General features: G+C 64.6%; 21 protein-coding genes. 14 read left to right on the top strand and 7 right to left on the bottom strand.

Going from position 1 to position 19,455, the window contains the following annotated elements; genetic code table 11:
* The first annotated feature begins 42 nt into the window (after positions 1-42).
* From JG743_RS14855 to JG743_RS14845, 3 genes are all read left to right on the top strand, one after another.
* Complete coding sequence (locus JG743_RS14855; protein WP_202301703.1) at positions 43-240, top strand: hypothetical protein; 198 nt, start codon at positions 43-45, stop codon at positions 238-240.
* A gap of 1,528 nt (positions 241-1,768) precedes the next feature.
* Positions 1,769-1,948, top strand: a complete 180-nt coding sequence (locus JG743_RS14850) for a hypothetical protein (RefSeq protein WP_202301701.1) — start codon at positions 1,769-1,771, stop codon at positions 1,946-1,948.
* 202 nt (positions 1,949-2,150) lie between these two features.
* Complete coding sequence (locus JG743_RS14845) at positions 2,151-2,579, top strand: cupin domain-containing protein (RefSeq protein ID WP_202301699.1); 429 nt, start codon at positions 2,151-2,153, stop codon at positions 2,577-2,579.
* A gap of 7 nt (positions 2,580-2,586) precedes the next feature.
* Here the strand turns inward: JG743_RS14845 and JG743_RS14840 are convergent, their stop codons facing one another.
* Positions 2,587-3,042: a carboxymuconolactone decarboxylase family protein gene (locus JG743_RS14840; RefSeq protein ID WP_202301697.1), complete on the bottom strand. Its 456-nt coding sequence runs from the start codon at positions 3,040-3,042 to the stop codon at positions 2,587-2,589.
* 307 nt (positions 3,043-3,349) lie between these two features.
* On the opposite strand from JG743_RS14840, the gene JG743_RS14835 reads away from it, so the two are divergent.
* From JG743_RS14835 to JG743_RS14825, 3 genes are all read left to right on the top strand, one after another.
* Positions 3,350-4,114 (top strand): copper homeostasis protein CutC, encoded by a 765-nt coding sequence (locus JG743_RS14835; protein ID WP_202301695.1) that lies wholly within the window; start codon positions 3,350-3,352, stop codon positions 4,112-4,114.
* Complete coding sequence (locus tag JG743_RS14830; protein ID WP_202302620.1) at positions 4,114-4,608, top strand: GNAT family N-acetyltransferase; 495 nt, start codon at positions 4,114-4,116, stop codon at positions 4,606-4,608. Before JG743_RS14835 ends, JG743_RS14830 begins: the two co-directional genes overlap by 1 nt.
* 79 nt (positions 4,609-4,687) lie before the next feature.
* Positions 4,688-5,176, top strand: coding sequence for an SRPBCC family protein (locus tag JG743_RS14825; protein WP_202301693.1), 489 nt, complete (start codon positions 4,688-4,690; stop codon positions 5,174-5,176).
* A gap of 70 nt (positions 5,177-5,246) precedes the next feature.
* Here the strand turns inward: JG743_RS14825 and JG743_RS14820 are convergent, their stop codons facing one another.
* The 3 genes from JG743_RS14820 to JG743_RS14810 form a co-directional block, all read right to left on the bottom strand.
* On the bottom strand, positions 5,247-6,041 hold the full coding sequence (locus JG743_RS14820; RefSeq protein ID WP_202301691.1) for an FAD binding domain-containing protein: 795 nt from the start codon (positions 6,039-6,041) through the stop codon (positions 5,247-5,249).
* Between the two features lie 14 nt (positions 6,042-6,055).
* Positions 6,056-8,407 (bottom strand): xanthine dehydrogenase family protein molybdopterin-binding subunit, encoded by a 2,352-nt coding sequence (locus JG743_RS14815; protein WP_202301689.1) that lies wholly within the window; start codon positions 8,405-8,407, stop codon positions 6,056-6,058.
* A 115-nt stretch (positions 8,408-8,522) separates the two neighbouring features.
* Positions 8,523-9,023, bottom strand: coding sequence for a (2Fe-2S)-binding protein (locus JG743_RS14810; protein ID WP_202301688.1), 501 nt, complete (start codon positions 9,021-9,023; stop codon positions 8,523-8,525).
* Between the two features lie 208 nt (positions 9,024-9,231).
* Here JG743_RS14810 and JG743_RS14805 point away from each other — a divergent pair, with 208 nt between their 5' ends.
* Genes JG743_RS14805 through JG743_RS14790 form a run of 4 tightly spaced genes read left to right on the top strand, consistent with a single transcriptional unit; the run spans position 9,232 to position 12,539 of the window.
* Positions 9,232-10,467 carry an FIST signal transduction protein gene (locus tag JG743_RS14805; RefSeq protein WP_202301687.1) on the top strand — a complete coding sequence of 412 codons (1,236 nt, stop codon included), beginning with the start codon at positions 9,232-9,234 and terminating at the stop codon, positions 10,465-10,467.
* A gap of 15 nt (positions 10,468-10,482) precedes the next feature.
* Entirely contained in the window at positions 10,483-11,826 is a 1,344-nt protein-coding gene (locus tag JG743_RS14800) for an ATP-binding response regulator (protein WP_202301686.1), read from the top strand.
* Positions 11,827-11,838: 12 nt separating this feature from the next.
* Positions 11,839-12,093 carry a hypothetical protein gene (locus JG743_RS14795; RefSeq protein ID WP_202301685.1) on the top strand — a complete coding sequence of 85 codons (255 nt, stop codon included), beginning with the start codon at positions 11,839-11,841 and terminating at the stop codon, positions 12,091-12,093.
* Between the two features lie 14 nt (positions 12,094-12,107).
* A complete protein-coding gene (locus tag JG743_RS14790) occupies positions 12,108-12,539 on the top strand; it encodes a hypothetical protein (RefSeq protein ID WP_202301684.1) in 432 nt (143 codons plus the stop codon).
* Positions 12,540-12,555: 16 nt separating this feature from the next.
* Here JG743_RS14790 and JG743_RS14785 read toward each other — a convergent pair whose 3' ends face one another.
* Positions 12,556-13,239 (bottom strand): response regulator, encoded by a 684-nt coding sequence (locus JG743_RS14785; RefSeq protein ID WP_202301683.1) that lies wholly within the window; start codon positions 13,237-13,239, stop codon positions 12,556-12,558.
* 326 nt (positions 13,240-13,565) lie between these two features.
* On the opposite strand from JG743_RS14785, the gene JG743_RS14780 reads away from it, so the two are divergent.
* From JG743_RS14780 to JG743_RS14770, 3 genes are read left to right on the top strand one after another with little or no spacing between them, the layout of a single operon-like run.
* Entirely contained in the window at positions 13,566-14,264 is a 699-nt protein-coding gene (locus JG743_RS14780; protein ID WP_202301682.1) for a fumarylacetoacetate hydrolase family protein, read from the top strand.
* A gap of 4 nt (positions 14,265-14,268) precedes the next feature.
* Positions 14,269-14,919, top strand: a complete 651-nt coding sequence (maiA, locus tag JG743_RS14775) for a maleylacetoacetate isomerase (RefSeq protein ID WP_202301680.1) — start codon at positions 14,269-14,271, stop codon at positions 14,917-14,919.
* Between the two features lie 35 nt (positions 14,920-14,954).
* Entirely contained in the window at positions 14,955-15,995 is a 1,041-nt protein-coding gene (locus tag JG743_RS14770; protein WP_202301678.1) for a zinc-dependent alcohol dehydrogenase family protein, read from the top strand.
* 15 nt (positions 15,996-16,010) lie between these two features.
* Here the strand turns inward: JG743_RS14770 and JG743_RS14765 are convergent, their stop codons facing one another.
* Positions 16,011-16,904 carry a DMT family transporter gene (locus JG743_RS14765; RefSeq protein ID WP_202301676.1) on the bottom strand — a complete coding sequence of 298 codons (894 nt, stop codon included), beginning with the start codon at positions 16,902-16,904 and terminating at the stop codon, positions 16,011-16,013.
* A 106-nt stretch (positions 16,905-17,010) separates the two neighbouring features.
* Between JG743_RS14765 and JG743_RS14760 the strand changes: the two genes are divergently transcribed.
* The gene (locus JG743_RS14760; RefSeq protein ID WP_202301675.1) at positions 17,011-18,429 is read left to right on the top strand and encodes an aminotransferase-like domain-containing protein; all 1,419 of its coding nucleotides are present in this window, start codon (positions 17,011-17,013) and stop codon (positions 18,427-18,429) included.
* Positions 18,430-18,434: 5 nt separating this feature from the next.
* Here JG743_RS14760 and JG743_RS14755 read toward each other — a convergent pair whose 3' ends face one another.
* The gene (locus tag JG743_RS14755) at positions 18,435-19,328 is read right to left on the bottom strand and encodes a LysR family transcriptional regulator (protein ID WP_202301673.1); all 894 of its coding nucleotides are present in this window, start codon (positions 19,326-19,328) and stop codon (positions 18,435-18,437) included.
* Positions 19,329-19,455 lie beyond the last annotated feature (127 nt).

Here is a 19,455-nt window from a genome sequence, read left to right as displayed (position 1 = left end):
AGGCTGCATGCAGTTTCCTGCAGCGGTGAAGGGAGTACTCCGATGCTTGTGAACCTTTCTCTTGTCGCAGTTGGTCCTCTTGTCGATTGGCTCAGTCGCCGAGCCGAACAGAAGGCGCAGTTGAAGGCAATGGACGAGCTGACCAAGTCACCGAACGACCTGCTCAGCGACATCGGGATTTCCCGTGATGACATCGAGACCACACGCCTGCGGTCCAGCCGGAGGGTGGTGGTGGGCTAACTAAAAGGCCCGCCACCGTCAGGCAGCGGGAGTTGGCTCCTGCAGCCATTCGTTCCTGCCGCTCGATGCCCGAAAGACGCTGAGGCAAACCGGACAACCGGTCGAATTCGACGCTTTGGAAGACAGGCCAACGCCGGCAGGTTTGCGCACGGGACATCCCGCGATATCGAATTTGATTCAATATCGCACGGTCCTTTCCGTTAGCTGTTGCTGAATTAACCAATCGTAGACCGCGCTGTCCTATTTTGAGACAGCGCGGTCAACTCACCCCTGACTGCGTAGGCGGCTCCGACACCTAGCACCCCAGCCGCACCGTCGGAGCCGCCACTCCTCCCTTATATACCAGCCATGGTTGAATCAACGGTTACCACACGTGCTTTCCAGTGCGCTTTCTTGATCGTTAGACTTTGATGGGAACAGGGGATTCACATTCCCTGAGATCCGATCCAAGATTCAGGATGGAAGCGCTCTTCGACGACATCGCCCAAGCCCTCAGGCAGCCTCACGCAGACGTATGGCGCCCCGTCCGAGCCATCGCCCAACGCCGATCGAACCGAGCAACTGGCTGAAAGAGGCTGCCGCTCGTCCCGTCGATGGTGCATGTGGAACTGCCTGACGGCTGGCTGAAAAGCAGAAACCTCGCCGCTCCATTCGCGGAGCGGCGAGGCACCCCTGCGCCCCAAGTGCCGGTCCCAACACCCGGCATTGCTGACAGTGCAATTGTGGTGCCAGCGGCAAATGACCCATTGCGAGACGCCTGCATGCGTCGGTTCAGGCGGCAAATCGTGCGCCGGGCAGGCATGGCACGGTCCTTGCGTCCATTGCTTCAGGCATGCCGGCACAAAGACGCTGTTCCATATCGGCACCGGCATCTGAGGTTGGGACAATGATGTCGCACAAGCTTCTGTTCGGCCCTCCCGCAATGTTCTCGGTCTGGGCCCTGGGGGTAACCCTCATTCGGTTGGCATCGGCCTTTCGAGAATTCGTGGCACCGCGCTACCGGCCGGAGCTCCACTATATGCGCGGTCCCGGGCCGGCCACCAAGCGCCGCCTGAACGCGCGCTGAGCGGGTTTCGGCTGGTCGCTGTCCTATAACGGAGATGCGCCTTGCGTCTCCTGGCGGCCGCCTGTGGGCTCGCCACCCATAGAGCAAAATGGGGATTCACATAACCCGAGATATGATCTAGGCTGCCCTCAAAAGATCGCAGGGTGGCAACCGTGGAAGCGACTTTCGACAACCTGACAAGGGCTGTAGCGCAGCCCCGCAGAGATATGCGCGCAGTCGTCCGCGCCATCGCTCTCGACCTCGCCGGCAAGCTCCTGATGGGTATCGCCATCGGGCTTGGAATTGTCATCGGCATGGCCATCGCGGGCTAGCGCGGCAAGCTGATATCATTAAGCCGCCGCTCCACTGAGAGAGGCGCACACGCCAGGCGTTGGCGACTATATATTAGCAATCGCTTGTATTTCCGCTGAAGCAGGATCATCATGCAAGCGCTTTGTCGGGAGCTCTTGAGGGAGATTTCCGATGCGACCGGTGCTCATTGTGATTGCCTTGGCAGTCTGCTTTGTCCTGTGGGACAGGCTGGAGAATGAAGGTCGCTACACGACCCGGATAGAAGACAGTTTCCGGCAGGCGGCCGCTGACCTGCCGAGCGGTTCATACGGTTACGAGATCCGGTTCAACGGTGACCTCATGAAGCGTTGAAAGGCTGATGAGAATGGGCCGAGGCGGTTGCTGACGCGCAATTCTTTCATTTCTCATACTCCTCGTCTCGCACTCCTCATTGGAACGTTGTCGGCCACGACCATGACAGCCCCGGTGCTGGCGGTGACGGTGCGCAGACCGTCATCGAATCTTGCGCCCGCACGCCCGTCGCGCGATGGTCCGGCAAACTCGAGGAGGAACCATGCGAATCGCCCTGGCATCGGCGCTGCTGACCGTCGCGCTTTCCACAACCGCCGCCAACGCTCTGGACAGCGGCGCAACACCCGTCGTCGTGACGCCGCTCGCCGATCGCACGACGACGGCCTCCGGCCAGCCGATCACGCTGCCGCAGAAGAACGTCGAGGTCATCGTCTCGACCTTCGAGATCGCTGTCGGCGCGACCTTGCCGGTCCACAAGCACCCGTTTGCCCGCTTTGCCTATGTCGAGGCGGGGACGCTCAAGGTGACCAATGTCGAGACCGGCAACAGCAACACCTACAAGACCGGCGATTTCATCGTCGAGATGATCGGCCAGTGGCACCAGGCCACCAATGTCGGCGACGACCCGGTGAAACTGCTCGTCATCGATCAGGTCGAGCAAGGCGCCAAGAACACGGTGCTGCGCCAGTAGGCCACCCTCAGCCCCAGGCGCCGACCGGCTGCCTGGTGGCGGCGTTGAGGCGGTTGAAGGCGTTGATCAGCGCGATCTGCACCACCAGCGCGGCCAGTTGCTTTTCATCATAGTGCTGGGCGGCCTCGTTCCAGACATCGTCGGGAACCGCGTCGGCCCGATCGCTCAGCCGGGTCGTCGCTTCGGCCAGCGCAAGTGCGGCACGTTCCGGTTCGGTGAAATAGGGCGTTTCCCGCCAGGCGGAGACAGCGAAGATGCGCTCGTCCTTCTCGCCGGCCTTCTTCAATTCGCGCGCATGCATGTCGACGCAGACGCTGCAGCCGTTGATCTGGCTGGCGCGCAGATGGACGAGCTTGCGCGTGACATAGGGCACATCGGCGGCCTCGGTCGACTTGTCCAGGGCCATCAGCGCCTGCAGCGCACCGGGGATGAGCATTACGGGGTTCTTCAGTCGTGCTTGCACAATGGTCTCCTTCGGGCGTGTTCTTGCAAGCCCCGGATGCCGAGCATCCGGAGGGTCCTGGCTGCTCCAGGGTTCCTTGGTTCGCCGACCGCTGTCACGGGCCGGGCGGCGGCCGTGCCGTCACAGCGCCCGCCTCAATCGATAACCCGTCGGCTATGAATTTACTCATAACTCATTGGTTATTTGACTGTCAAGCACAGCTTGGAGAACGCCGGCCGCCCGTCGCTTGCTGGACCGATCATTGCCGCTTTCGCGGCAACGGGGCCGATGCTAGGGCTGTCGCCGAAAATCATGGACGGACCCCACCTTGACCAAACAATCTCCCCTGCCCCTGATCGAACTCTGCGTCGAAGGCATTGACGGGCTGCTTGCCGCGCAGGCCGCCGGCGCCGACCGGGTCGAACTCTGCGCCAGCCTGGTCGAGGGCGGCATCACGCCGAGCCTCGGCACGGTGCGCGCGGCCCTCGAGCTCGCCACCGTTCCGTTCCACGTCATCGTCAGGCCGCGCGGCGGCGATTTCCTCTACAGCGACACCGAATATCGCTCGATGCTCGCCGATGTGAGCGCGCTCGCCGATCTCGGCGTCGCCGGCGTCGTCGTTGGCTGCCTGAATGCCGACGGCACCATCGACGAGGCCCGCATGGGCGAATTGGTGCGCGCGGCTGGCCCGCTCAACGTCACCTGCCACCGCGCCTTCGACATGACGCGCGACCCGGTTGAGGCGCTCGAGGCGCTGGTCCGCTGCAAGGTCGGCCGCGTGCTGACCAGCGGCCAGCGCGACTCGGCACTGGAGGGCGCCGAGCTTCTGGCCGCGCTCGTCCGCCAGGCGGGCGAGCGCATCATCATCCTCGGCTGCGGTGGGCTCGATCCCGACAACATCGCCCAAGTGCTGAGCCGGACCGGACTGAAGGAAATGCATTTCGCGGCACTCGCCGATGTGCCGAGCGCGATGCGCTACCGCAACCCGCGCGTCGGCATGGGCGGCAGCGATCTCGACCGCGAATACCGCACCACCGTGACCGACGGGGCACTGGTAGCGGCGACTATCGCCGCCGCCAGGGGCGAGGCATGATGCCGGACATGCCTTCGCCGATCGTCGAGGTTGCCGCCGAGGATGAACCTGCCGTCCTCGCCCTCAACAACCGGCATGCGGCCGAACTCTCCTGGCTCGAACCCGAGCGGCTCTCCTTCATGCTCGGCGAGGCCTTCTACGCGCGTCGCATCGGTGCGCTTGAGGCCTTCATCATGACCTTCGACCAGGACGCTCGCTACGACAGCCCGAACTTCCTCTGGTTTCGCGAACGCTACCCGCGTTTCGTCTATGTCGACCGGGTGGTCGTCGCGGCAGCGGCGCGCGGCCGTGGTCACGCCCGCCGGCTCTACGAGGACCTGTTCGACCATGTCAGGCGCGCTGGCCAGGCGATCGTCACCTGCGAGGTGAATGCCGATCCGCCCAATCCGGCTTCGGATGCCTTCCATGCGGCGCTGGGCTTCGCCGAGGTCGGCGACGCGGTGATCCATGGCGGCAAGAAGGCCGTGCGCTACTACCTCCGGCAGCTCACCTGAAGGCGCGCCGGGAGCGGCACTGGCGCGATAAGGAAGCCGTCGCTAAACTAATCGTCTCCGCCATCGGGGGCGAACCGTCATGCCGAGCAACGTCTTCCGTTTCGACGAGAGCTGGGACATTCCAGACGCGTCTCCACAGGAAGTGTGGGATGTGCTGTCAGACGCCGAGCTGCTGCCGCTTTGGTGGGGCGACGTCTACAAGGAGGTCGTGCCGCTCGACAAGAAAGGCAAGGGGGTGGCTGGCTCGCGGGCCAAGGCTCGCGCGCGTGGCGCGCTGCCCTACGAACTGAACTTCATCATCGAGGCGGCCGAGCTTGCACCCGGCCGGCTGGTGGTGGTCAAGACCTTCGGCGATTTCGACGGCCTGTGGCGGGCGGAACTGTCGCCATCGGGGAATGGCACCCTTGTCAACCTGATCTGGCAAGTCACGGTGCTCAGGCCAATCCTGAAGTTGCTGGCGCCGCTGCTGAGGCCGGCCTTTGCCTGGAACCATCGCTGGACGACGCCGCGCGGCGAAGCCGGCCTGCGCCGCTATCTGTCGGAGCGGAAGAGCCGCGAGGCGGCCTGACAGGCTCTGCGAGAGGCAACAGAAAAGGGGCCGCCACGGCCCCTTTTTTGCAGTTTTCGCCTCGCGGCAATCAACCGGCGGCGGCCACGGCGCGCTTGGCCATCACCGCGATCAGATTGGCGCGGTACTCCGCCGAGGCGTGGATGTCGTTCATCAGGCTCTTCGCCGACACCTTCACGCCATCGAGGGCGGAGGCCGCGAAACTCTTCGCCAGCGCTGCCTCGATCTCCTTCGAGCGGAACACGCCATCGTCGCCGGCGCCGGTGACGGCGACACGGACCCCATCCTTGCCCTTGGCCACGAACACGCCGACGATGGCGTAGCGCGAGGCCGGGTTGCGGAACTTCTCGTAGGCCGCCTTGGCGGGCGCGGTGAAGCTCACGGCCGTGATGATCTCGCCATCCTTCAGCGCCGTCTCGAACAGGCCCTTGAAGAACTTGTCGGCTGCGATCTCGCGCTTGTTTGTGACGATCGTCGCCCCCAGTGCCAGAAGTGCCGCCGGATAGTCGGCGGCCGGATCGTTGTTGGCGATCGACCCGCCGATCGTGCCCCTGTGGCGCACTGCCGGGTCGCCGATCAGCGACGCCATGTTGGCCAGCGCCGGACAGGCCTTTTTCAGCTTTTCGTCGTTGGCGACATCGTAGTGCGTGGTGGCGGCACCGATGGTGACGGTCTTGCCCGACACCTTGACGCCCTGAAGCTCCTTCAGCCGTGACACATCGACAAGGTCCGAAGGCGCGGCAAGCCGCGTCTTCATGGCGGGGATCAGCGTCATGCCGCCCGACAGGAGCTTGGCATCGCCGTTCTTCAGCAGCTTGGCGGCCTCGGCAACCGAGGCGGCGCGGTGATAATTGACCGAATACATGCTTGCTCCCTCCCTCAGTGCTTGGTCTTCGAACGGATCGCGGTCCACACCGTGGACGGCGATGCCGGCATGGCGATGTCGGTGATGCCGATGGCGTCGGTGATGGCATTGATCACCGCCGGCGGCGAGCCGATGGCGCCGGCCTCGCCGCAGCCCTTGATGCCCAGCGGATTGCTCGGGCACGGCGTGTTCGAGGTCGAGACCTTGAACGACGGCAGGTCGCCGGCGCGCGGCATGGTGTAGTCCATGTAGCTCGCCGTCAGCAATTGACCGCTGGCGTCGTAATGGGCACCTTCCAGCAGCGCCTGGCCGACGCCCTGGGCAATGCCGCCATGCACCTGCCCTTCGACGATCATCGGGTTGATGATGTTGCCGAAATCGTCGGCGGCCACGAACTGGACGATCTCGGTCGATCCGGTCTCCGGATCGATCTCGACCTCGCAGATATAGCAGCCGGCCGGGAAGGTGAAATTCGCCGGGTCGTAGAAGGCCGTCTCCTTCAGTCCGGGCTCCATGCCCGCCGGCAGGTTGTGGGCGGTGTAGGCGGCGAGCGCCATCTGGAACCACGGCACGTTCTTGTCGGTGCCGGCGACCTTCAGCGCGCCGTTCTCGATGACGATGTCGCTCTCGTCGGCCTCGAGCAGATGGGCGGCGATCTTCTTCGCCTTGGCCTCGACCTTGTCGAGCGCCTTGGAGATCGCCGACATGCCGACGGCGCCCGAGCGCGAGCCGTAAGTGCCCATGCCCATCTGCACCTTGTCGGTGTCGCCATGGACGATCGACACGCTGTCGATCGGCACGCCGAAGCGCTGGTTGACCAGCTGCGCGAAGGTCGTCTCATGGCCCTGGCCATGGCTGTGCGAGCCGGTCAGCACCTCGATCGTGCCGACAGCGTTGACGCGCACCTCGGCCGATTCCCACAGGCCGACGCCGGCGCCGAGCGAGCCGACCGCGGCCGACGGCGCGATGCCGCAGGCCTCGATGTAGCAGCTCATGCCGATGCCGCGCAGCTTGCCTTGCTTGGCGGCCGCAGCCTTGCGCTTGGCAAAGCCGGCATAGTCCGATGCCTTCATCGCCGCGTCGAGTGAAGCGGCGTAGTCGCCGGCGTCATAATTCATGATCACCGGTGTCTGATGCGGGAAGGAGGTGATGAAGTTCGTCCGCCGAAGCTCCGCCGGCGAGACGCCGAGTTCGCGCGCGGCGGTCTCCATGGTGCGCTCCAGCAGATAGGTCGCTTCCGGTCGCCCCGCGCCGCGATACGCGTCGACGGGCGCGGTGTTGGTGTAGACGGTGCGCACATTGGCGTGGATCGCCGGGATGTCGTACTGGCCCGACAGCAGCGTCGCGTAGAGATAGGTCGGCACGCAGGACGAGAACAGCGACATGTAGGCGCCGAGATTGGCGATCGTGTCGACCTTGAGGCCGGTGATGCGGTTGTTCCTGTCGAAGGCCATTTCCACCGTCGAGACATGGTCGCGGCCATGCGCGTCGGAGAGGAAGCTTTCGGTGCGGTCGGCGACCCATTTCACCGGCACGCCGGTCTTCTTCGAGGCCCACAGGCAGACGATCTCTTCCGGATAGATGTAGATCTTCGAGCCGAAGCCGCCGCCGACATCGGGGGCGATGACGCGCAATTTGTTCTCCGGCGCAATGTTATAGAAAGCGCTCATCACCAGCCGCGCGACATGCGGGTTCTGCGAGGTCGTCCAGCAGGTGTAGTGGTCCTCGGCCTTGTCGTAATGGCCAAGCGCCGCGCGCGGCTCCATCGCGTTGGGCACCAGCCGGTTGTTGACGATCCTCATGCGGGTCACGTGCGCCGCGCCCTTGATCGCCGCGTCGGTCGCCTTGGCGTCGCCGATCTCCCAGTCGAAGATCAGATTGTTCTCGGCTTCCGCGTGGACCTGCGGCGCGCCCTTCTGCAGCGCCTTGGTCGCATCGACCACCGCCTTCAGTTCCTTGTAGGTGATCTCGACGGCTTCGGCGGCGTCGCGCGCCTGGCTCTTGGTTTCCGCCACCACGACGACGACCGCATCGCCGACATAGCGGACCTTGTCGACGGCCAGCGGCGACCAGGCGCCCATCTTCATGGGCGTGCCGTCCTTGGAATGGATCATCCAGCCGCAGATCAGGTTGCCGATGCCGTCCGCCTTGATCTCCTTGCCGGTCAGGACACCGATGACGCCGGGCATGGCTTGCGCCTTCTTGACGTCGATCTTCTTGATCTGCGCATGTGCGTGCGGGCTGCGGACGAAGGCCGCATGCTTCATGCCGGGAACCACCATGTCGTCGACATAGCGGCCGGCGCCGGTGATGAACCGCTTGTCCTCCTTGCGCGCCACCCGGGCGCCAACACCTTCAATACCCATTAGAAATTCCTCCCAATTGTAGGGGAGTAGGGCAGTAAGGGAGTAAGGCAGTAGGGAAATTGCCTCCTGGTTCCCTACTGCCTTACTGCCCTACTCCCCTATTCCCTTGTGTCTCTCACGCAGCTTGCCTGGCCTTGCCCTTGGCGCCCTTGGACATCGTCTTCGACGCGGCGAGGATCGCCTTCACGATGTTGTGGTAGCCTGTGCAGCGGCAGATATTGCCTTCAAGCTCGGCGCGCACCGTGGCCTCGTCGAGGCCTTCCGGATGGCGCGCGATCATGTCGGTCGCCGTCATGATCATGCCCGGCGTGCAGAAGCCGCATTGCAAACCGTGATGCTCCTTGAACGCTGCCTGCACCGGATGCAGGTCGGCGCCGTTGGCGAGCCCCTCGATCGTCACCACGCTCGACCCCGCGGCTTGTGCCGCCAGCATCGAACAGGACTTCACCGCCTTGCCGTCGAGATGCACGACGCAGGCGCCGCATTGCGATGTGTCGCAGCCTACATGCGTCCCGGTGAGGCCGAGGACCTCCCGCAGGAAATGAACCAGAAGCGTGCGATCCTCGATGGCGCCGCTGACGCGTTTGCCGTTCACCGTCAACGAAATGTCCGACATGAAACCTCCCTGGGTATTCTACCTTGGTGTCCTGGCGCCGTTTTCCTCCCGGCGCGCCGGCTGTTCACTTATGCCGCACAAAATGCGGGAAAAGTACACCGAGCCCTCCACGGCGCGAGAATGCAGTTCGCCCGAAACGCCGCATATTGTACTTTCGGTCACGCCGGAGGGGGGCGGCCCATTGCCAAAGCCTCCCCTTGAAGACAACATGCCTTCGACGCCCGCGCGCCCGACGCGCACAAAAACACGTCGGAGGAAACGCAGGAGAACGCAGCTGGCCAGTTCGCGCACGCGCTATGCATGCGGCCTCTCGGCGCTCACCACGGATGAGCCCGACGCCGGCGCCTTTGCCCGCGCGGTCGCGGCGGAAGCGGCGGCGATCGACGCCGGTTTCGCGCTGCTGTTCTTCTCCCAGAGCCTGGTCGACGCGGCGGTGCTGTCGGAAGCTTTGACGGAGCATGCTCCGGGCCTTGCCTATGCCGGCTGCTCGACCGCCGGCGAGATCACGCCGCAAGGGCTCGAGGAAGGCCACATCCTCGCTTTGCTCCTGCCGTCCTCCTCGTTCGCGACGGCCAGCATCATGGTCGACAATCTCTCCTCGTCGGGCATGGACAGGATCACCGGCGAGGTCGCGGCGCTCAGGCGCTCGCTCAGCGGCCGCATCGGGCAAGAGCGGGCCAAGGATACGTTCGCGCTCTGCTTCATCGACGGGCTGTCCTATGCCGAGGAGGCGGTGACGTCGGCCATCCATTGGGGGTTGGACGACATTCCGCTGATCGGCGGCTCGGCGGGCGACGATCTCAAATTCGAGACGACCACGCTGATCTCGAACGGCAAGGTCGCCTCCGACAGCGCCATCATCATGCTGATCGCGACCGAAATCCCCTTCCACGTCTTCAAGACCGACAATTTCATCCCTACCGACGAGAAGCTGGTGGTGACCGCTTCCGATCCCGATCACCGCGTCGTGCGCGAATTCAACGCCGTCAACGCCGCCGAGGAATATGCCGCCTCGGTGGGGATCCTGCCGCATACGCTGACGCCGCTGAGCTTCGCCTCGCATCCGGTAGTGGTGAAGGTGGGCGGCGAATATTACTGCCGCTCGATCCAGAGGATGCATACCGACGGCTCGCTCTCCTTCTTCTGCGCCATCGACGATGGCGTCGTGCTCTCCATCGCCCAGCCGAAGAACATGGTGGAGGCGACACGCGCCGCGCTCAGCGACGTCAGGGACCGGCTGGGCAGCATCGACATGATCCTCGGCTTCGACTGCGTGCTGCGGCGGCTCGACGCGCGCAACCGCCAGGTGTTCCGGGATATTTCGGAGCTCTACCGGGTCAACAACGTCATCGGTTTCGGCACTTACGGCGAACAGTACCGCTCGATGCATCTCAACCAGACCTTCACCGGCATCGCCTTCGGCGATCGGCTGGCGGCCGAATAGCGCGCAGGTCGCCCCATGCCGCTCAGGGACATCAACGACCTCGAAAAGCTCAAGAAGATCAACGCCGCCCTCGTCAGCCGCGTCGAGCGCTCGATGGACCAGCAGGGCAATGCCTTCTCGCTGTTCCAGACCGCGATCTCACTGGAAAACCGGGTGCGCACGCGCACCGAGGAGCTGCATTCGACGCTGCGCCGGCTCGAGCAGACCAACATCGATCTCATCGCCGCCAAGGAAACCGCCGAGCTGGCGAACCTGTCCAAGACCAGGTTCCTGGCCGCCGCCAGCCACGACGTGCTGCAGCCGCTGAACGCCGCCCATCTTTCCGTCTCGGCGCTGGCCGAAGTGCAGACCAGCGAGGAAGGCAAGAAGCTGGTGCGGCAGGTCGAACGCTCGCTGGAGACGATGGAGGACCTGCTGCGCACGCTACTCGACATCTCCAAGCTCGACGCCGGCGTGGTGCAGCCCGAGATTAGCGACGTCAGCCTGGAGACGCTGTTTTCCTCGCTGCGCTCGGACTTCCTGCCGGTGGCCGAGCTGAAGGGCCTGACGCTGAAGTTCCGGCCGGTGAACGCATTGGTGCGCTCCGACCGCACGCTGCTGCGCCGCATCCTGCAGAACATCCTTTCCAACGCGCTGCGCTACACCCGCTCCGGCGGCGTGCTGGTCGGCACGAGGCATCGCGGCGACATCATCCGCATCGATGTCGCCGACACCGGCTGCGGCATTGCCGAGGACCAGCGCGAGGCGGTTTTCGAGGAGTTCCACCGCGGCAGCACGGCGCTGACCGACACCGGGCTTTCCGGCGGCGGGCTGGGACTGGGCCTCGCCATCGTGCGCCGCATGGCCGCCGCCCTTGGTCATCCGGTGACGTTCTCGTCGAAGGTGGGCCGCGGCACGATCTTCCACATCGACGTGCCGGTCGGCATCGGGGCCGCGGCCGACACGATCGCCAGCGCCGCCGATCTGGAGCGGCCGCGCGGCTACGGCCTGTTCGGCACCAAGGTGCTGCTGGTCGAGAACGATGCCGACGTGCTGCAGGCAATGACCTTCCTGCTCGAGCGCTGGCAGTGCCTGGTCCGCGCGGCGACCTCGACCGACGACGCGCTCGACCTGCTTGGCGACACCGACTGGGTGCCCGATATCGTCATCGCCGACCAGCATCTCGACGGCGGCGACCTCGGCACCGCCACCATCGCCGAAGTGCGCGACTATCTCGGCCGCGCCGTGCCGGCGCTGATTGTCACCGCCGACGGCTCCGAGGCCGTCGCCAAGGCCGCCCGCGCCTCAGGCATCGAGCTGATGCGCAAGCCGCTGAAACCGGCGCAGTTGAGGGCGCTGCTAGCGCATCTGTTGGCTTAGCGGCTGGTGCCGATGCTTCTGACCCAAACCATCCTCTACAGAAACAACACCGACAGACCGATCCGGGTCGTCGTGGAACCTTGGGCACATCAGTATCTGATCGATCCATCAACGGAAGTAGAGTTTCGATTCTTCGGCGAATCGGCTTCCGCTGGCCGGATAGAGATCGAAGACACCGGAAATTACTTTTCCCTGTGGCCCGCTGATGGGGGTTTTGCTCGGCTTTTCGTCGACGGCCGCGAGCTTGAGCAAGTAGCCCAGGAGTGATCTAGGAAATCGCAATGATTGTACAATTCCATGGCCTGACCTTCGACCTACCTGCCGGGTGGGAAGATATAACTGACGACCTTCCCGAGGGGTCGCCACCTACCTTGGCCAAAGCATCGGGCATCGGCGCTTTTCAGTTCTCTATTGCGAAATATCGTAGCGGGGAGAGACCAAACACGGATTTCGACGTTCTTAGGTCCTTTATGATCGAGTTTTGTCAGGACAATTTCATAGATATCGGGCGCATTTTTGAGAAGAAGTTTGGCGCCGCAATGTGTGTTGGCGTCTCATCAAGGACTGTGGATCAGACCCTATCTGCCTGGTATTTGTCGAATGGAGACGACTTTGCATTCGTGACGTATCTCGCTCAAGGTGAGGAGAACGATCTTATCGACAAGGAATTAGACGAAACGAGAGAAATCATTTCGTCTATATCATTCGGATAGGCTCAGCGCCCCAGCTTCAAAATCCCGCCTGGTCCCGAAACAGCTCCGCATTATCCAGCTTCGACACCTCGATCACCGCTTGCGTGCGGCTGTAGACGTTGAGCTTGCGCAGGATCTCCGAGACATGCGCCTTGACCGTGGTCTCGCCGACCTGCAGCTCATAGGCGATCTGCTTGTTGAGCATGCCCTGGCGCAGCATCTGCAGCACCCTCAGCTGCTGCGGCGTCAGCCGCGCCAGCCGCTGCACCATGTCGGCGCGGTCGATGCTGTCGGCATCGGGCGGCTGCACCTCATAGGTTTCCGGCACATAGATCGCGCCGTCCATCACCGAACGGATGGCGGCGGCGAGATCGCTCTTGCGCGCCGATTTCGGGATGAAGCCGGCCGCGCCATAGGACAGCGCCTCGGAAATGATCCGCGGCTCCTCATAGCCGGAGACGATCACCACCGGCAGGCGCGGATGGCGGGTCCTGAGCTGCAGCAGCCCGTCGAAGCCATGCACGTCGGGCATGCTGAGGTCGAGCAGCGCCAGGTCGAATGGCTTCGGGCTGGCGAGCAGGTCGAGCGCCTCGGCGATCGAGCGCGCTTCGACCGTATCGACGTCCGGATAGGCCATCTGCACGGCGCTGTGCAGCGCCTCGCGAAACAGCGGATGGTCGTCGATGATGAGGAACCGGGCGCGATCGTTGACTGCGGTCATGATGAGGTCGCTTCACTTGCGCTCAGAATAGGATAATCCCGCGACCGAGGCCAGATTATTGGCAAATAGTATTTCGCCATCCTTGCCGCCGATCGCAGTGCCTAGGTCGGCCATACCCGGAAACGAAATAAACGACATGCCCGCAGCATGGCCCACAGCGCGGTTTCTTTTGGCCGCGACGTTTTTTGAACGTCAGGGTGGCCTTGTCGGCTGATATTCAACAGGCACCCGGCGACGGGACCAGCATCTTGCGATCGCGTATCCCTTGCCGGGTTGGTCAAATCGGTCGAATGTGCCAGCAACGCGGGCATGACTGAGAGAAATGCATGACAGAGTTCGTCCTCCCTTTGGCTGCGACACCGTCGGTTGCCGTCGCTGGCTCGCAGGAACGCTTCGCAGTGCGCCGCATTTTCTGCGTCGGCCGCAACTACGCCGCGCACGCCCGCGAACTCGGCAATGACGAACGCGATCCGCCCTTCTTCTTCACCAAGCCGGCCGACGCCGTGGTCGACAGCGGCGCCACCATCCCCTACCCGCCCCTGACGGCGAACCTGCATCACGAGATCGAACTGGTCGCGGCGATCGGCAAGGCTGGCTTGCGCATTCCGCGCGACAAGGCCCTGGACCATGTCTGGGGCTATGCCGTCGGCATCGACCTCACCCGAAGGGACCTGCAGGACGAAGCAAAAAAGGCGGCGCGCCCCTGGGACTGGTCGAAGGCCTTCGACCGCTCCGCCCCATGCGGCCCGCTGGTCCCGGCGCAAAAGTCCGGCCATCCTTCGAAAGGCCGCATCTGGCTCGCCGTCGACGGCAAGGTCAGGCAGGATGCCGACCTCGCCGAGCTGATCTGGCCGCTGGCCGACATCGTCTCTATCTGCAGCGAAGCGGTGGAACTGGAGCCGGGCGACCTGATCTTCACCGGCACGCCGGCCGGCGTCGGCGCGGTCCGGCCGGGCGAAACGATGACCGGCGGCGTCGATGGCATCGGCATTATCGAAATCACCATCGGCCAGCCGGTAGCATAGTCCGATGAGCGAGCTGATCCTCCACAACTACTATCGCTCCTCCACCTCCTACCGGGTGCGCATTGCGCTGGAGATGAAGGGCCTGGGCTACGAATACGTGCCGCACCATCTGCGCCATGGCGAGCACCTCGAAGCCGCCTATCTGGCAGTCAATCCGCAAGGCCTGGTGCCGGCGCTCATCCTCGCAGGCGGCCGGCTTTTGACCCAATCGCTGGCGATCATCGAATATCTCGACGAGACCGTGCCCGAGCCGCCGCTTCTGCCGAAGGACGCACTCGGCCGAGCCCGTGTCAGGATGCTGGCGCAGATGATCGCCTGCGACATCCACCCAGTGAACAATCTGCGCGTGCTGACCTCGCTGCGCACCCTGTTCGGCGCCGGCGACCAGGATGTCGTCAACTGGTTCCGGCACTGGGTGAACGAAGGTTTTCAGCCACTTGAGAAGATTCTCGCTTCATCGCCGGAGACCGGCACGTTCTGCCACGGCGACAGGCCCGGCCTTGCCGACATCTGCCTGGTGGCTCAGGTCACCAACAATGCCCGTTTCGGCGTCGACATGACGCCCTACCCGGTGATTTCGCGCATCCACGCCGCCTGCATAGCGCTGCCGGCTTTCCGCAAGGCGGCGCCGGAGAATCAGATAGACGCGGAATAGCCGCACCATTCCGGGCAAAGCATTGGGAGTTGCCGATGAAAGCCGTCGTGTTCGAGAAATTCGGCGAGGCGCCGACGATCCAGACCGTTCCCGACCCGAAGCCGGCGCCGGAAGGCGTGGTCATCAAGGTCGAGGCGACCGGACTTTGCCGCAGCGACTGGCATGGCTGGATGGGTCACGACCCGGACATCCGCCTGCCGCACGTGCCGGGCCACGAATTGGCCGGCGTTGTCGTTGCCGCCGGCAAGCGGGTCACGCACTGGAAGGCCGGCGAGCGTGTCACCGTGCCGTTCGCGGTCGGCTGCGGCCGCTGCTTCGAATGTACTTCGGGTAATCACCAGGTCTGCGAGCACCAGTCCCAACCCGGTTTCAATACATGGGGTTCGTTCGCCGAATATGTCGCCATTGACCATGCCGACACCAACCTCGTGCGCCTGCCGGACGAGATGGATTTCGCCACCGCCGCCAGCCTCGGCTGTCGCTTCGTCACCTCCTTCCGCGCTATCGTCGACCAGGGTCGGGTCAAGCCCGGCGAATGGGTGGCCGTGCACGGTTGCGGTGGCGTCGGCCTGTCGGCGATCATGATCGCCAGCTCGATGGGCGCCAACGTCATCGCCATCGACCTCACCGACGAGAAGCTGGACTTCGCCAGGAAGGTCGGCGCGGTGGCGACCATCAACGCCTCGACAACGCCCAACGTCGTCAAGGCGGTCAAGCAGATCACCAATGGCGGCGCGCATATGTCGATGGACGCGCTCGGCCATCCGACCACCTCGTTCAACTCGATCGCCAATCTGCGCCGGCGCGGCCGTCATGTGCAGGTCGGCCTGATGCTCGCAGACCACGCCAGGCCGCAGGTGCCGATGGACAAGGTGATCGCCTTCGAGCTCGAGATCCTCGGCAGCCATGGCATGCAGGCCTACCGCTACCCGGCGATGATGGAGATGATCCGCACCGGCAAGCTGAAGCCGGAACTGCTGGTCGGCAAGAAGATCAGCCTCGAGGAAGCGCCCGCGGCCTTGATGGCCATGGGCGGCTTCGAGGGCATCGGCATCGGCGTGGTGACGAAGTTCTAGGAGCGGACGGCGCCGTCACGCCGAAGCCGCGCGTCCCGTCAACTCCTGCTTCGCGAATTTCTTGGCGCCGACGACGCAAAACACTACGGCGACGGTGACGGCGATCATTAGCGGGCTGACCTGCTCGTGCAGCAGCGTCGCCGCCAGAGCCAGGCCAAAGAAGGGCTGCAGCAGCTGAAGCTGCCCGACGGCGGCGATGCCGCCTTGCGCCAGGCCGCGATACCAGAACACGAAGCCGATCAACATGCTGAACAGCGAGACATAGGCCAGACCGATCCAGGCGCTGGAGCCGACACTGGCAAAGGATGGCGGCAATGTCGCAAAAGACAGCACCAGCATGACCGGCAGCGACAGCACCAGCGCCCAGCAAATCACCTGCCAGCCGCCGATCCTGCGTGACAGCGCGGCGCCCTCGGCATAGCCCAGCCCGCAGGCGATGATGGCGGCGAGCATCAACCCGTCGCCGATCGGGGACGCGGTCACGCCTTGCATCAGGGCGAAGCCGGCGACCAGCGCGCTGCCCAGGCAGGAGAACAGCCAGAACGCCGGTCTTGGACGGTCGCCGCCGCGCAACACGCCGAAGATCGCTGTCGCCAGCGGCAGCAGGCCGACGAAGATGATAGAGTGGGCCGAAGTGACGTGCTTGAGCGCCAGCGCAGTGAGTAGCGGAAAGCCGACCACGACACCCAGCGCCACGATCACCAGCGACAAGACATCGCTCCGCTCAGGGCGCTTCTCGCGGAACAGGAGCAGCATCGCCAGGCCAAGCAGTCCGGCAATCGCCGCTCTTGCAGACGTCAGGAATGTCGGATCGAAATCCGCCACCGCCACACGCGTCGCCGGCAGCGAACCGCTGAAGATCAACACACCGATGAATCCGTTCGCCCAGCCGCTCGCGGTCTTGTCCATTGCAGGCCCCACTTCTTTCGCCCTCTATCGGGCCGACCCCTATGGAATGGCCAGAGACAATGCGGTACAATTCGCCAAAACTGTAATGGCCATTCGAGCAGTACAGATGACCGAACTCGTTCTGGAAACCGACGCTGGGCGCACTTTTGCCGCGTCCACGCTTGTCGAAACTGTCATGGCGGCGATCCGCCAGCGGATTGCCGCGCGCAGCCTGACGCCTGGAGCGCGGCTGCCCTCGATCCGCGCCTTTGCCAAATCCATGCGGGTTTCGAAATCTACCGTTGTCGAGGCCTATGAGCGCCTCGCCGCGGAAGGCGCGATCCGCTCCCGGCCTGGATCCGGCTTCTATGCCGCCGGACCATTGGCGCCGCTGTCGCTGGCCGAGATCGGCCCTCGCCTCGATCGCGAGGTCGATCCGCTCTGGGTCTCGCGCCAGTCGCTAGAGGCGGGCGACGAGGTGCTGAAACCCGGCTGCGGCTGGCTGCCGGCCTCATGGATGCCGCAGGCCGCCCTGCGCCGGGCGCTGCGCTCGGCGGCTCGCGCCGACGACGTGACGCTTGCCGATTACGGCACGCCGCTCGGCCTGCCGCCGCTGCGGCAACTGCTGGCGCGACGCATGGCCGAGCACGGCATTGAAGCCTCCCCGGAGCAGATCATGCTGACCGAGTCCGGGACACAGGCCATCGATCTCCTCTGCCGCTTCCTGATCGAACCCGGCGACACCGTGCTGGTCGACGATCCCTGCTATTTCAACTTCCACGCCTTGCTGCGCGCGCACCGCGCCAAGGTCGTCAGCGTTCCCTACACGCCGTCGGGGCCGGACATCGACCTGTTCGCCCAAGCGCTGGCCGAGCATCGGCCGCGCCTCTACATCACCAATTCCGGCATCCACAATCCGACTGGCGCGATCCTGTCGCCGGTCACCGCCCATCGGCTGCTCAAGCTTGCCGACCAGGCGGATCTCACCATCATCGAGGACGATATCTTCGCCGATTTCGAGCATAGCCCGGCGCCGCGCCTTGCGGCGTTCGACGGGCTGGCGCATGTCGTCCACATCGGCAGCTTCTCCAAGACGCTGTCGGCCTCGGTTCGCTGCGGCTTCATTGCCGCTCCACGCGACTGGATCGAGCAGCTCACCGATCTCAAGATCGCCACGACCTTCGGCGGCGGCAGGCTGGCGGCCGACCTTGTGCTGACTTTGCTCAAGGACGGCAGCTACCGCAAGCATGTCGAGGCGCTGCGCGTCCGGCTTGCACGCGCCATGGCCGAAACGAGCACCCGCCTGAAGGCGATCGGCATCACGCCGTGGATCGACCAGCCGGCCGGCCTGTTTCTGTGGTGCAGCCTGCCTGAGGGCCTGGATGCGGCCGACATGGCCCGCCGCGCCCTGTCGGCCAATGTCGTGCTGGCGCCGGGCAACGCCTTCAGCCTGTCGCAGACGGCCGGGCGCTTCCTGCGCTTCAACGTTGCCCAGTCGGATGACGAGCGGATCTTGGTGGCGCTCGAAGCGGCGATGTCCGCGTAGTTCGGTCAGCGGGAAGCGGCGCAGACCTCGCGCACGCAATCGCGCAGCCAGCGTTGCGCCGGGTCGGCATCGAGGCGCGGGTGCCAGAGCATGGAGATGGTCACCTCCGCTGTCGCGACCGGCAAGGCAAAGCTGAACATGCGGGCGCGCGCCCCTTCAGTATGCCGCTCGGGGACGCTGGCGATCAGGTCGGACGCGCGCGCCATGGCGAGTGCCGCCGAAAATCCTGAGACCATCGATACCACGGTCCGCCGCAGCCCAAGCTCGCCCAAGGCCTCGTCGATGGGTCCCCTCTCGCGGCCACGCCTGGAAACGCTGATGTGGCGGCCGGCTGCGAAACGCTCCGGCGTGATGGGGCCATCGCCCAGCGGGTGGCCGGCCCGCGCCGCGCCGATGAAGCGGTCGCGGAAGAGCGCCTGGATGCGGACCTCGGGTCCGGTCTCGCCGGCGACGCCGATCTCCAGATCGATGCTCGCGTCGCGCAGCGAAGCCACATCCTTGTCGGACTTCGGCGCGAAACGCAGCCGCAGATCGGGAGCCTCCGCCCCGACACGGGCGACAAGCCGCGGCCCGAACTCCTCGACGAAGCTCTCATTGGTGCGCAGCGTGAAGGTCCGGTCCAGGCCTTGCAGGTCGAGCAGCTTGGCGGGACGCAGCAGCGCCTCCCCCTCCTCGACCACGCGGCCCACCTGCAGCCGCAGTTCCTGCGCCCGTGGTGTCGGCACCAGACCCCGGCCGGCGCGAACCAGCAGCGGATCGCCGGTTGCCTCGCGCAGGCGCGCCAGCGTGCGGCTCATCGCCGACGGACTGAGGCGCAGCCTTTCGGCGGCGCGCGCCACGCTACCTTCGCTCAGCAGGACATCCAGCGCGGCAAGCAGGTTGAGATCGGGTGACGGCATGGCCGGACCATAGCACGGATATATGGCGCCGCATGCATGAATAAGCTGCAAATGCTGCGCCTTCCGCCATGTCAGTGACGGGCGTACCACCAGCCGACAGATCGCCATTGGCGATGTCCCACCGGGA

The sequence above is a fragment of the Mesorhizobium sp. 131-2-1 genome, assembly GCF_016756535.1.
GTDB lineage: Bacteria > Pseudomonadota > Alphaproteobacteria > Rhizobiales > Rhizobiaceae > Mesorhizobium.
The sequence above is the reverse complement of the archived record's forward strand: the minus strand, read 5'-3'. Positions and strand labels throughout refer to the sequence as shown.

What these genes read in the sequence shown, in the direction of transcription:
- JG743_RS14855 (WP_202301703.1), top strand. Translation starts at nt 43, where the DNA reads ATGCTTGTGAACCTTTCTCTTGTCGCAGTTGGTCCTCTTGTCGATTGG.
- JG743_RS14850 (WP_202301701.1), top strand. Translation starts at nt 1,769, where the DNA reads ATGCGACCGGTGCTCATTGTGATTGCCTTGGCAGTCTGCTTTGTCCTG.
- JG743_RS14845 (WP_202301699.1), top strand. Translation starts at nt 2,151, where the DNA reads ATGCGAATCGCCCTGGCATCGGCGCTGCTGACCGTCGCGCTTTCCACA.
- JG743_RS14830 (WP_202302620.1), top strand. Translation starts at nt 4,114, where the DNA reads ATGCCGGACATGCCTTCGCCGATCGTCGAGGTTGCCGCCGAGGATGAA.
- JG743_RS14825 (WP_202301693.1), top strand. Translation starts at nt 4,688, where the DNA reads ATGCCGAGCAACGTCTTCCGTTTCGACGAGAGCTGGGACATTCCAGAC.
- JG743_RS14820 (WP_202301691.1), bottom strand. Translation starts at nt 6,041, where the DNA reads ATGTATTCGGTCAATTATCACCGCGCCGCCTCGGTTGCCGAGGCCGCC.
- JG743_RS14815 (WP_202301689.1), bottom strand. Translation starts at nt 8,407, where the DNA reads ATGGGTATTGAAGGTGTTGGCGCCCGGGTGGCGCGCAAGGAGGACAAG.
- JG743_RS14810 (WP_202301688.1), bottom strand. Translation starts at nt 9,023, where the DNA reads ATGTCGGACATTTCGTTGACGGTGAACGGCAAACGCGTCAGCGGCGCC.
- JG743_RS14805 (WP_202301687.1), top strand. Translation starts at nt 9,232, where the DNA reads ATGCCTTCGACGCCCGCGCGCCCGACGCGCACAAAAACACGTCGGAGG.
- JG743_RS14800 (WP_202301686.1), top strand. Translation starts at nt 10,483, where the DNA reads ATGCCGCTCAGGGACATCAACGACCTCGAAAAGCTCAAGAAGATCAAC.
- JG743_RS14795 (WP_202301685.1), top strand. Translation starts at nt 11,839, where the DNA reads ATGCTTCTGACCCAAACCATCCTCTACAGAAACAACACCGACAGACCG.
- JG743_RS14790 (WP_202301684.1), top strand. Translation starts at nt 12,108, where the DNA reads ATGATTGTACAATTCCATGGCCTGACCTTCGACCTACCTGCCGGGTGG.
- JG743_RS14785 (WP_202301683.1), bottom strand. Translation starts at nt 13,239, where the DNA reads ATGACCGCAGTCAACGATCGCGCCCGGTTCCTCATCATCGACGACCAT.
- JG743_RS14780 (WP_202301682.1), top strand. Translation starts at nt 13,566, where the DNA reads ATGACAGAGTTCGTCCTCCCTTTGGCTGCGACACCGTCGGTTGCCGTC.
- maiA (WP_202301680.1), top strand. Translation starts at nt 14,269, where the DNA reads ATGAGCGAGCTGATCCTCCACAACTACTATCGCTCCTCCACCTCCTAC.
- JG743_RS14770 (WP_202301678.1), top strand. Translation starts at nt 14,955, where the DNA reads ATGAAAGCCGTCGTGTTCGAGAAATTCGGCGAGGCGCCGACGATCCAG.
- JG743_RS14765 (WP_202301676.1), bottom strand. Translation starts at nt 16,904, where the DNA reads ATGGACAAGACCGCGAGCGGCTGGGCGAACGGATTCATCGGTGTGTTG.
- JG743_RS14760 (WP_202301675.1), top strand. Translation starts at nt 17,011, where the DNA reads ATGACCGAACTCGTTCTGGAAACCGACGCTGGGCGCACTTTTGCCGCG.
- JG743_RS14755 (WP_202301673.1), bottom strand. Translation starts at nt 19,328, where the DNA reads ATGCCGTCACCCGATCTCAACCTGCTTGCCGCGCTGGATGTCCTGCTG.